This is a genomic window from Oscillospiraceae bacterium NTUH-002-81, assembly GCA_032620915.1.
Lineage (GTDB): Bacteria > Bacillota > Clostridia > Lachnospirales > Lachnospiraceae > JAGTTR01.
On record CP136052.1, the window covers coordinates 3448390 to 3460407 of the forward strand.

Here is a 12018-nt window from a genome sequence, read left to right on the forward strand (position 1 = left end):
TCCGGCTCTCCAGATGTCAGTCTAACTTTCCTGCGTGTAACTTATCGTGACAGTCAATGCAGAGTGCCATTGTCTTGCGCTTACGCCCAATCATGGCGATTTCCCATTGTTTTCTGCCACTTAAATCTTTGAGTTTTCGTATATGGTGTATTTCAAGCGGCACATTCTCTGCGCCACACCACTCACACCTGTTTGCTTGCAGTCTTTTTATAAGGCTATTACGCCCATAATTCTCAAAAATTCTTGCTACTATATCAGGATTTCCGCTTTCTACTTTAGTGTCCCGGCGGAACCCATTATTGTAAAACAATACCTTTCCGACCTTGCCGTTTTTCTTCGGATATTCCACAACAAAATCTTTTCCTTGACGGTACTTGCGGATAATTCTGCTGATTCGTGTCCGATATTTTCCAGCAAAGGTTTTGAGCATACTGTATCTCATTACATAGTAGAAGTTATTGAGTACAGACACGTTGTTTGCAAGTCGGTAGTAGTTATACAATCCACGGATTTCTGCGTTGTATTGGTTTAGGATTTCCAAATCGTCCAAGTGCAACAGGCGAGTGCGCCGGACAGGCTCCCAAACCTCTTTGTTTCCATTTTGTTTGTCATATTTAATCTTGAGGGCATTGTAGGAGAACAATCGTTTTACCCACTTATCATGGGGAACATAAAGTAAGACTTTTCCATTGTTTACCCGTCTGGTAGCCCCGGTTTTGGTCTTTTTGTTGTGTTCGCCTTTGGCGATTGTGACCTCATATCCCAAGAACTTCGCAGCGTCGTGTCCATGAGTAATCAATGTCTTTTTCCTCGGACATTTCCAGATGGAGTTTGTCCCGGATAAAGTAGCCTACATCTTGTTTAATCTGTTCTGCGTCCTCTTTGCTGCCGATAACTCCGATTAAGAAATCATCGGCGTATCGGATATAGCAAAGCCGTTTATAGCTATCGTCCATCTGGTCGCTATACGGTATAGATTTCAGACTACGCCGAAGTTCCCGGATTTCTGCAATTAAGCCCTCTTTTTCTTCCACGCTCATTTTAGAGATATTTCTTTTAAGCCTTTGTTCTTTTCCTCGGCAGACATCCAATTTCTTCTTGAACGCAGGATTGATTTTACGGCGGTTTCCGCCGTTGAATTTCTCTGCATACTCTGCCATATAACTGTCCAGTTCGTTCATGTAGATGTTTGCCAGGATAGGGCTGATGATGGAGCCTTGCGGAGTTCCGGAATAAGTATTGTGGTAATTCCAATCCTCCATATATCCAGCTTTCAAGAACTTCCAGAGCAGACCGATGAAATATTCATCTGCAATCCGCTTTCGCAAAATAGCAATCAACACATGATGGTCTACGTTGTCAAAACAGCCCTTTATATCCCCCTCAACGAACCACTTTGTCCCCGTAAAATATTTCTGCACATATTTGAGTGCCGTATGACAGCTTCTGTTTATACGGAAACCGTGGGAATAGTCGCTAAAGGTTGGCTCATAAATACTCTCCAAGATGAGCCGCACCACCTCCTGTATCAGTTTATCGTCGAATGACGGTATCCCCAGAGGACGCATTTTCCCATTGGATTTCGGGATATACGTTCTCCTTGCCGGGTTAGGCTGATAACTAAAATCCCGCATCTTTTCAATGAGGGCGTTTATCCTTGCCATTCCCATTCCGTCAATGGTTTTGCCGTCTGTTCCGGCTGTCATGTTGCCTGGTTTCGCCTGTATCCGCTGATATGCCAGCAGATAGAATTGTGGATTGTACAGGTTGCGGTATAACCGCTCGTACTTGTAACTCTTGTTACACGCCTTGGATTTTAGGCTTTCCAACACATTTTCAGGACTTCTCATAATGCCTCACGCACCTTTCCTTTTTATGAATTGGTTGACATCCTGCCTCCCTTCGCCATGTAGACGGCTTTCCCGCCCTCGGACTACTACGGAGGCTCCGTTGCCATGCCGGATATTCAGCGTCATCTTTCTTGGGTTTTTACCCCTTGAAATTTATCGCCTTGCGGCATTACGCATAGCCGGATAGTTCCGGCGTTCCGGTTTAGGCAATCTCCAGTTAGACACTTTGGGATAAGCGTATTGTGATGTCGGTAGTGGGTTTTCGTCCTTTTCCGCTTACTGCGGCTGGCTGTCATAAGTATCGTGCGGTCTGTGTTTACCTGTCACATTCCGCTATGACATACGGCGAATACAACCATCCTGCGCCGCCGGGTCGAGTATCCCGCCTCGGACTACCCTTAAAGCAGTTTAGCCTTGCTCCTCATTCACAATGTTGCGTCTTGCCGCTCAGTCGTGGGTAGATGGTTTTCCCAACTCGCGATTTTTCCGATACGCTATTGTCCCCCTTGTGGTTTCCCTCCGGGGTAAATCGGATGACGCTAAAGTGACGCGTTTCACGTCTTTGATACTTTTCTTTACCGGCTTGCTAAAGCCGGATTCCCAAAATGTCCGCGCACCGCCTTTGGATGAAAAGCGGCGCTTCTGGACGCGCGATAGATTTCCAGCATCCTGCCATACACCAAAACGAAAATGATAATTCCCATCGCCTTCATCGTGAAGCCAATGAGCGCAGACTGCAGCCACAGCCCCAAAAGCGGCCCCAAGTCCATCGCCTCCAGCGAGGTTTCCAGTTCAGCAAGCATATCCGCCGAAACATCGGTAGAGCCTTGAATGAGCCCGCCTGCCTGCGCGATGACGCTCTGCGAGACATCGAACACGGCCATGACGATATTGAATGTGTTTGACAGGATCAGGATTGCACAGGCTGTTTTGAACATCCATTTATAGAGGTTCGCAACGTCAACCTCGTGCATATTGTTCTTTTCCAAAAGCATCTGTATGAGCTCATAAGTGGCAACAAAGGTCAGCACCATTCCGGCAATCGGCAGGATCACCGTTTCGGAAAGCTGTCGGATCAGGGAGAAAACCCCGGCGTGCCACGCCGCCGGGGTAGTCCCTACCTGTGCCGCAATCTCTCCGACTTGGGTATTGACAGTATCAAAAAGCCCTTCGAGGTTTCCCATGATCCCGCCAATCAGAAGCTCTTTGAGCCAGTTTGTGAGCCAGTCGGTGAGAAAATCCATAAGCGCCTACCTTAAAACAGGCCAGACAGCAGAGGGATCAGTGTGGTGCCAATGACGATGATGCCGCCGCCCGCCATGAGCTGTTTCATCCCCAATTAGGTGTAAAAACTCTGCTCGATGGCGGGCGGCGGCGTACAAAAAATCTATATGGTGTTGTTAAGAGAACCGTCCCGGCGGGACAGGTCAGGCAGTGACCTGTTCCACCTCCGGGATGGGTTTGAGATTAAAATGAATTTCGATAGAAATGTGTCTTGTTTTATCTTCGTCAATGCGCTCATGCACAACGATTTCTTTGATTAAGCGGTTGAGGGTGGCTGCGTCCAGCTCTGTGATGTTGGCGTATTCCTGAATGGCTTCCACCCATTGTTTTGCATCATTGGCAAGCTGGACTTCATCGGACAGCCGCTTTCTGCCCTCGGACACTTTTGTTTTAAGCTCCGTCTGCTCGGTCTGTGTCTTTTCCAGCATGGTGTTGAAATTCTGCTCACTGATACGCCCTGCAATCATATCCTCATAAAGCCGCATGACCATTTTGTCCAGAACCTCAATCCGTTCCTCGTCCCTTGTAAGGGAGCGTTCCATTGCTTCCCGCTGTTCCCGCTGCTCGGCTTCACAGGTATTGGTCAGGCGGTCGGCAACCGCTTCCCCGTCCATCAGGGCAGCTCTGGCACATTCCCGGATTTTCCGCAGCACATGGCTGTAAAGGGTGTCATAATCAATCCGGTGCTGGGTGCAGTGGTTCTTTCCAAAGGCATTGTAGGTCTTGCAGGAGTAAATCCGCTGGGGATGTTTAGCGTTTGTGTAGCGTACCGTCAGCGACTTCCCACACTCGCCGCATTTTAACAGTCCGGCAAACAGGCTGATTTCATTGGTCTGCCCCGGACGCTGGCGGGATTTCAGCTTGTTCTGCACAATGTCAAAGCTCATGCTGTCAATCAGCGGTTCATGCTGTCCCTCCACCACAATCCAGTCCTCCGGCTTCTTTTCCCCAATCGTGCCGATTTTGAAGCGGTAGTCCTTTTTCTGGGAAGCAATCGCCCCGGTGTAGACGGGATTCATCAAAAGGTCTTTGATAACGGAGAAGTCCCACATATACCGCCCGTTTTCTGGGTCTTTCTTTTCCCATTTGGTGCGGGTATTGCGAAGCCCCCGTTCCCGGTTCCACCATGTAGGGCAGGGGATTTTTTTCTTTCTCCAGCCGTCTGCGGATATAGTTCGGACCATGACCGTTCAGGGCATATCCGAAAATCAGCCGCACAATCGGGGCGGTTTCCTCGTCAATGAGCAGATGGTTTTTGTCCTCCGGGTCTTTCCGATACCCAAACGGGGCAAGACACCCGGTAAACTGTCCTTTCTGCGCTTTCAGAAGATAAGAGGAATGGACTTTCTTGGAAATATCCTTGCTGTACATCTCGTTCAGGATATTCTTGAACGGGGCAATGTCGTTGTTATCCCGCAGGGTGTCGATGCCGTCATTCATGGCGATATAGCGGACACCGTTTCTTGGGAAAAAGTCCTCAATCAAATGCCCGGTTTGCAGATAATTACGCCCCAGTCGGCTGAGGTCTTTCGTGATGACAAGGTTGATCTGCCTGCGCTCAATGGCTCTCAACATTCTCTGTAGGTCAGGACGCTCCATGTTAAGACCTGTGAAGCCATCGTCCTGATAGACTGCCACAACCTCCCATCCCTGCTTTTCGCAGTATTTTTCCAGCATATCACGCTGGTTTGCGATACTGGCACTTTCGCCTTGCAGGTCATCGTCCTTTGACAGCCTGCAATAGACCGCCGCACGATAACCCCCGGCAAGTGCCGAACCGATTGTTCTGTATTCCATTTCGTTCATCATAGCCATTTACCCACACAATCCAGACGGTATCTGGCTCTTTTGAACCTCATCTTCATTATAGCCTATATCTTTCTTTTTAGCAAGATATTCTTTTGCATTTGTCTTTCCGTATTTCTGGGAAATCAGGCTGACGAACACATCAGTGGCGTCAAGCTCCCCGTCAAATACAGTGGTCACATGAATCTCTGTTTTGTTTTTTGCCATAGGCAGTTATCCTCCATACATGAAAATAGCCAGACAGAGGGTGTCGGCAACGAAGTCCGGCAACGGACTTCAAAAGACCTTGCAAACAATCTCAATCTGGCGATGGTTACTATTTATACTTTTCTTTTATTTTTTTGTTGTTTTGGTTGTTATAAGGGAGAAAAGCCCGGAAATAAGGGGTTTTTCCCGGCAACCGGCTCGGCAACGGGATAACAACAGGGGGTGCAACGGGCTGTCCTTTTCAGAATGGAAGCTCCATCTGTTCTGTGACCTCCACAAAACCGTCCATCGTTTTTTCAGACGGGTTGCCGGAGTCCGTTGCCGGGTTTTCACGCTCCCAGCCCTTTTGTCTGCCATATTCGGAAAACATTCTTGGGTTTGGGAAGTACCGCCAGCTGGAAATGCACTGGTTCATAATCTCGTTGATTTCCCGGATTTCCCATTGCTTCGGCTCGTCAAAAGCATGGTTCAAGGCTTCCTTATAGAGCTGCTTGGAGCAGACCATGCTCCCGGTGTATTTATCAAGATACGCCTGTATCATCCCGGCTTTGGTGTCCTCCGGCATAAAATCCCGCTGGTGTTCTTTGAGATACCGCTGCATGGCGGGGCTGAAAGCCAGCTTGAACCTGCCGCTTTTATAAATCTCCATCGCTTCCGCCCACATCTGCCCGATATAGGCTCTGGAAGCGGCTTCATCCTCCAAAATGTGAACTTCCGCCTGCTCCGGGTACACCATGACCGGGATAAAGCGGCGGTTGCCGGAACGGTCAAGGGGCAGGAAGTCAAGGGCATTGGAAGTGCCGCCAAACACGCACTGACGGGGGCGGTCTGCCGGGTGGGTTTCATAAGGTATCTTGTAGACCTCTTTCTGCCGGCTTAAAAATGACTTGATTTCCTCAATGCTCTTGGCGTTGGCGGTTGCCATCATTTCCGACATTTCAATAATCCAGTGACCTTGCAGCTTGCGGTACACATTGTCATCGTCCAGCTTCCGCAAATCATCGGAGAACCACTCGTCCCGGACTGCCAGCAGCCGGAAGAAGGTGGACTTTCCAGCCCCCTGACCGCCTACCAGACAGAGCATGATTTCAAACTTGCACCCCGGCTGAAAGGCTCGTGAGATTGCACCCAGCAGGAACAGCTTCAACGCTTCATAGGTGTAATCGTCTGCGTCAGCCCCCAGAAAGTGCCGCAGGCAGAAGCGGATTCGCTCTGTCCCGTCCCACACAAGGGTATTGAGATAGTCCCGGATGGGATGGTACTTGTTTTCATTCGCCACAATCCCGATGGCGTTATCAATCTTTTTCTCATTGGTAAGCCCGTAGGTTTCTTCCAGATAAAGAAGCAGATACTTCATGTCCGTATCGTTCAGGGCGGTGCTTTCTCTGTGAAAACCGATGGGCTTTATGATGTCCTTGCGGTCAGTCAGGATGTTGTATGCGATAGCCCCTGAAAGCAGAGGGTCACGTTGGAATACGGTCAGGCAGTTCCGTATGCTCTGACGGACACCGCCTTTCTCGGTGGTTTCCAGCCCCGCCTTGATTTCCTCAACGCTCTGGGGCGGCTGCATGGCGTTCATAGTGTTTTTTAGTTCTTGCTGCGTCTGCGGCTGCAAGTTCTGCCATTCGCTGTTCAAGCTGTATCACATCCTTTCCGTAGTCCGTAATCAAATCCGCTTTTTCCTCTGTTTCCCCGAACAGCAGCACATCCAGCAGATATTCCACTTGGGCTTGCTTCTGTAAGGCTTCCACAAACCGGGGATGAAAGGCTTCCTCCGGGGAGTGCGGGGCGTAGTCCGTTCTCCATGCCATCAGCAGATGGAGATAATCGGCAAGAATACGGAAGCAGCGATTCTTTGCTTCCTGAAACTGTTCCTCCGGGGATTTCTGCCGGGTCTTGGGCTTTTTTACCTTTCCCGGCGGTTTCCAGTCCTCATAGGAAAGCCCGAAGTCCTGTGCCAGCTGTACGGCGGCTTCTTTCTTTCCCAGCCCATACAGGGCGGCGGCAAAATCAATCACATCCCCATCCGCACCGCAGCCGAAGCAATGGTAACGCCGATCCAGCTTCATGCTTGGGGTTTTATCGTTATGGAACGGGCAGCAAGCCATCCCGTTCCGACCTACATGGATTCCATAATACTCCGCAGCCTGTCTTGTTGTGACGGACTGCTTCACAGCTTCGAATACATTCAAATCTATCCCTCCTTGAAAATAAGAAAAGCACCTGACATTCTCTAATTGAAAATGGCAAGTGCCTGTTAAAGTTCCATATCCTGTTGTCTGTGTTTCTCCTGTGCCGGGGCGGTTCTTTGTGCTTTTTTCTCGTCAGTCTTATCCTGCAAGACTTCTTTGATGGGCTGCTTCTTGGGCGGCTCTTTGCTTTCCTCTGTGCCGGGTGTGGCTTTCCGTACCCAGTAGCGGATGTCCCGCAGCTTCTTCAAATCCTCCTGTACCTCGGTCAGTGGTACTTTCAGCTCTGCGATTTCGCTGAGAAGCGTTTCCTGCTCCTGTTGCAACTCATTTTTCGTTTTATCCTTATCGTCCGGGTGCTTGGCAAGGTAGTCAGCGGCTTTCTCATACCGGGCAACCTCCGGGTGTTCCTGTTTGAATTTCCCCTTTATTTTCTTAAAAAATATCTTCTGGTACTTCTCATAGACAGCCTTACATTCCTTGCAGTCTGTCCGGCTGGCAAGAATCCCGTCAATCACTTTGCTCCGGGCTTCCTTTGGCTTCATCTGATTGCGGTAATCTGCGGCTGATTTCCCGGAAGATTCCAGAAACGCTTCTAAGTCCTCCACAGTGGAAAGCCCCTTTTGCCGGAGATAGGACAGGGCTTCGCTGACTGCCTTTAAGTCCTGTGAAGTTCCCCGGTTCTGTCCAGCCCTTGTCCAGTCCTTCCGTTCTTCCTTTCGTATCTCCATATACTTCATCAGCAGATTGGGAAGAAGTGTCGCTTCCTCCGCCGCCTTTTGTGCAAGCAGCTCCTTCCGTTTTTCTCCCAGCTCGGTAATCCAGCCTTTGAGGTTTTGGATAAGCTGCCGGATGGACTTCATCAGGCGGTTGGCGGCTCTGATTTCCCGGTTCAGGTTGCCGATATTCGTCTGGATACCTCGCTTTTCCATCTGCCGGACAGCAGTCCCCTCATGGACAGTGGGGACTATATCAAGCCCCTGTCTGGCATAGGAACGCAAGTCCACACGCTCCGGGCGGTCATTGGCGTCCAGATAGCGGTTCTGGATAACCTCCCATTCATGCCGCCAGATTTCACAATACTTCTGGTCGTTCCAGTCCACCGTATCCTCCTTGTGGCTTTTCCATCTGCCGGACGGAAGTTTGATCCGTTCCCCATTCTCGTCAAGGTCATAAACCTTGCGGCTCTTGGGAAGCCATTTCCCATGTTCGTCCATTGCCCTCATAGTGAGCAGGACATGGGCGTGGGGATTGTGTCCCGGCGGATGGGGGTCATGGATGGCAAAGTCAACAATCATTCCTTTGGAAACAAACTGCTGCTCACAAAACTCCCGTACAAGGACAGCGTACTGGTCGGGCGGTATCTCTCTGGGAATGGTAAGCACCCACCGCCTTGCAAGCTGGGAGTTCCATTGCTTTTCCACCGCTTCGGCGGCATTCCATAAAGTATTGCGGTCTGCATATTCCTGTGGAGCATTTGCCGGGAGCAGGATTTCATTGTGGACGATACCACGCTTTTCCGGGTAGTGCTTTACTTGCTGGTCGTATTCACAGAACAGCTTTTCGCCGCTTTGGTAAGCAGCGGCGGCAACCGCAGACTGCCGCTGGCTGCGCTGAACAATCGTGATTTCGTTGTGTGGACAAGGCATTTCGTGTCCCTCCTTTCGCTAATTGGTGGATGGGGTGGCGTTTTACCACCTCATTTTGGGCAGAAAAAAAGCAGGAGACCTTTTTCAGATTTCCTGCTCGGTGTGCCACTGTGTGAGCGGCGGGTATTTAGTTGTAAAAGTTCGGGACAAGTTGACCCGATGTAAAGCTAACAAACTGGAATTGCACCAAAACAATCTAAGACAACAACGCTGCCCTACTTGCGATTTTTTCTTGTACTGCGGAAACAGTTTCTTGAATGGAATAAGTGGTCGTATCTATAACATTCGATTCATATATTCCCAGATTGCAAAATTGCTCCCACATGGTTTCTACCAATTCGATATTTGTCTTTCGGTCTAACTTTGAGCGTTCAACAGCTCGCTTCAAGGTTTCTTCCTTACTTGCCCTTAAAATAATATAATGCACCTCATAATGTTCCCGAACAAGACTTTGCCACGGCTTTAAAAACCACGGTCCGATAATACCGTCAACAATTACATCATATCCACCACGAGCATATCGCTTCGCAGCTTCTAAAAACGCTTCAATGACAATCAAATTTTGCTCATTTGATTCTGGCAAATGCGGTGGTATTGCCCCTTTACTCAAATAATGATAAAAGTCATCTGTGTGCATATGCACAGACTTTTCCAAATCTGATTCTTTTGCAACAGCAGATGCCGTTGTAGTTTTTCCTGTCCCCGGCGCACCTGTGATTACAATAATTCTACCTTGATTCATCTATATTTTACCTCCACAAATTACGATTTTCTTAATTCTACAAACTGGAATTTGAGTCTCTGTAAAGCTGGAATTAACCCATACAATTATTTTAATTTAGAGGTTCTTACGCAATTATCCGTATTTTGTAATTTTTCAATACTGGAATGCCAGTGTAAATCAGCATTCTCCATTTTTATTAAAGCGAAAAACGTAAAATTGCGGAAGAACCAATTTAGATATTCACAATTTTACTTGCCACAGTATCTCGAAAAACACTGTCATGTTCTACCAGGAGCATGGTCGGGGCAAACTCCGTTATGAGTTGTTCAATCTGCATACGTGAGTACACATCAATAAAGTTGAGCGGTTCATCCCATACATACAAGTGTGCCTTTTCACAAAGGCTTTTCGCAATTAGGACTTTCTTCTTTTGCCCGCCAGAAAAGTCTTTAATATCCTTTTCAAACTGTACACGCTCAAAGTCCATTTTCCTAAGAATTGCCTTGAACAAACTTTCATCAAGGTTGTTTTCTTCTGCAAACTCGGAAAGGGTTCCACATAAATACGATGTATCCTGTGGCACATAAGAAATTACAAGCCCAGAGCCAAGTGTTACTGTACCCGTATAATCTATGGACTGCCCGACTACCAACTTTAACAGGCTACTTTTGCCACTGCCGTTCTTTCCATCAAGCACAATGCGTTCTCCCTGTCTTATTTCAAACGAAACGGGTTCACAAACTGAAATGCCATCATAATAAACTACTACATTCGATAATGATGCAAGCAAATCTGTATGGTAATTAAGCGGTTGTATCTTGAGGGCTTCTGCGGTTTCCATATTTTTCAGCAATGCTGATTTTTGTTCGATTGTCTGTTGTTGTCTCGCTTCTATAGATTTTGAACGCTTCATCATTTTGGCGGCTTTATGACCGACATAACCTTTATCTGCTGCCCCAATTTTGGAAGCTTCTACACGTTCAGACCATACTGCAGCGCGTTTTGCCGACTGCTGTAATCGTCTGATGTCCTTTTGCAAACGTTCGTTCTGAGCCAGTTCAAATTCTTGCTGTCGCTCAAAATTTGACATCCATGATGAAAAGTTTCCTCTTTGCACTTCGATATTCGCTCGGTTAATCGATAGAATATAGTCAACACAATCGTCAAGAAAGCGACGATCGTGAGAAACTAAGATGAATCCCTTTTTCTTTTTCAGATATGCCGCCACACTTTTTCTCGCTTTGGCATCCAAATGGTTGGTAGGTTCATCAATCAGTAGGAAATGCCCTTCATTAAGAAAAAGAGCGGCAATCAAAACCTTTGTCTGCTCTCCGTTGGAAAGTGTTTCAAAAGGTCGCCAAAGCACATCGACATCAACATCAAGATAAGAAAGTTCTCGCATAAGTTCCCATTCTTCCGCAAGTGGGCAAATCTCCTGCAATATATCCTCTGTAATACGATTCTTATCTGAAACGGGATAAGGAAAATAATCAAACTGTACGGATGATAGGATTTTTCCACTATACTCATATTTCCCAAGCAGAAGATTCAGAAAGGTTGTTTTACCTCGTCCGTTTCTGCCCACAAAACCAAGCTTCCAATCGGTATCAACCTGGAAACTGACATTTTCAAAAACATTATCATAACTTGTCGGATATGAAAACGTAAGGTTTTCAATTTTAATCATTGACATAAATATTATCCTCCTTTGCATGTCATACGATACAAAGTCGGTTCGGTGAATGTTTACTACGTATAGATTTCACCAAAAGGAACCGACACTATACGGAGTGAATCATGTGTAACTATCTGTTCTGCACTATTCATAAAGCACCTCCAAAACAAAATAAGAGCCACAAGAAAGTTTATCCTTGCAGCTCGTCATAGCATAAAATAACACCACTAAGCAAAAGTGGCAACAGCACTATATTGAGTAAGATAGACATATAACTTTCTTGCAATAGACACAATAATGCCAAAGTATAGCACTACCGCATATTTTGATTTTATTTGCAAGAAAAGTTAATCATCTTCCCACCTCTTTCTAAATTTCAAAATATTATACCATAAATCGCAGGCAAATACAAGTGGTTATAAAAATTTAACAAATCGCTTATAATACAATCATATAACTTTACGCATTCCTTACTGACCGTAAAATTCCGATTTATTGCTGACTTTATTATACTTTATTGCCTATCGAAAAGATAGCATATTTTATGAAACTTGTCGGCTGGGAACAGCTTGCAACGCAAGGTGTCCCCAGATGACAAGTCCACAAAAAGGGTAGCTGGCGGTAGCCAGCGCAG

Annotated in this window: 6 protein-coding genes and 4 pseudogenes; all 10 read right to left on the reverse strand. The window is 47.2% G+C overall.

The features are described from left to right. Positions 1 to 16: 16 nt before the first annotated feature. The 10 genes and pseudogenes from RJD28_17100 to RJD28_17145 all read right to left on the reverse strand — a co-directional run bounded on the left by RJD28_17100 (position 17) and on the right by RJD28_17145 (position 11402). Positions 17 to 1850, reverse strand: a pseudogene (locus RJD28_17100) (reverse transcriptase domain-containing protein). A gap of 653 nt (positions 1851 to 2503) precedes the next feature. Further along, positions 2504 to 3094: pseudogene (locus RJD28_17105) on the reverse strand (CD0415/CD1112 family protein). A gap of 11 nt (positions 3095 to 3105) precedes the next feature. Then, positions 3106 to 3186, reverse strand: a pseudogene (locus RJD28_17110) (Maff2 family protein). Between the two features lie 91 nt (positions 3187 to 3277). Further along, positions 3278 to 4949: pseudogene (locus tag RJD28_17115) on the reverse strand (recombinase family protein). After that, positions 4950 to 5147, reverse strand: a complete 198-nt coding sequence (locus tag RJD28_17120; GenBank protein WNV57868.1) for a hypothetical protein — start codon at positions 5145 to 5147, stop codon at positions 4950 to 4952. Positions 5148 to 5388: 241 nt separating this feature from the next. Next, positions 5389 to 6726 carry a virulence-associated E family protein gene (locus tag RJD28_17125; protein ID WNV57869.1) on the reverse strand — a complete coding sequence of 446 codons (1338 nt, stop codon included), beginning with the start codon at positions 6724 to 6726 and terminating at the stop codon, positions 5389 to 5391. After that, positions 6695 to 7339, reverse strand: a complete 645-nt coding sequence (locus tag RJD28_17130; protein ID WNV57870.1) for a CHC2 zinc finger domain-containing protein — start codon at positions 7337 to 7339, stop codon at positions 6695 to 6697. Before RJD28_17130 ends, RJD28_17125 begins: the two co-directional genes overlap by 32 nt. 65 nt (positions 7340 to 7404) lie before the next feature. Continuing rightward, the gene (gene mobQ / locus RJD28_17135; protein ID WNV57871.1) at positions 7405 to 8985 is read right to left on the reverse strand and encodes a MobQ family relaxase; all 1581 of its coding nucleotides are present in this window, start codon (positions 8983 to 8985) and stop codon (positions 7405 to 7407) included. Between the two features lie 196 nt (positions 8986 to 9181). Beyond that, on the reverse strand, positions 9182 to 9727 hold the full coding sequence (locus RJD28_17140; GenBank protein ID WNV57872.1) for an AAA family ATPase: 546 nt from the start codon (positions 9725 to 9727) through the stop codon (positions 9182 to 9184). Positions 9728 to 9941: 214 nt separating this feature from the next. Further along, positions 9942 to 11402: an Lsa family ABC-F type ribosomal protection protein gene (locus tag RJD28_17145; GenBank protein ID WNV57873.1), complete on the reverse strand. Its 1461-nt coding sequence runs from the start codon at positions 11400 to 11402 to the stop codon at positions 9942 to 9944. Positions 11403 to 12018 lie beyond the last annotated feature (616 nt).

Excerpts from the sequence above, each read along its gene's own strand:
- RJD28_17140 (WNV57872.1), bottom strand. The coding sequence starts at position 9,727 with ATGAATCAAGGTAGAATTATTGTAATCACAGGTGCGCCGGGGACAGGA.
- RJD28_17145 (WNV57873.1), bottom strand. The coding sequence starts at position 11,402 with ATGTCAATGATTAAAATTGAAAACCTTACGTTTTCATATCCGACAAGT.
- RJD28_17120 (WNV57868.1), bottom strand. The coding sequence starts at position 5,147 with ATGGCAAAAAACAAAACAGAGATTCATGTGACCACTGTATTTGACGGG.
- RJD28_17125 (WNV57869.1), bottom strand. The coding sequence starts at position 6,726 with ATGAACGCCATGCAGCCGCCCCAGAGCGTTGAGGAAATCAAGGCGGGG.
- mobQ (WNV57871.1), bottom strand. The coding sequence starts at position 8,985 with ATGCCTTGTCCACACAACGAAATCACGATTGTTCAGCGCAGCCAGCGG.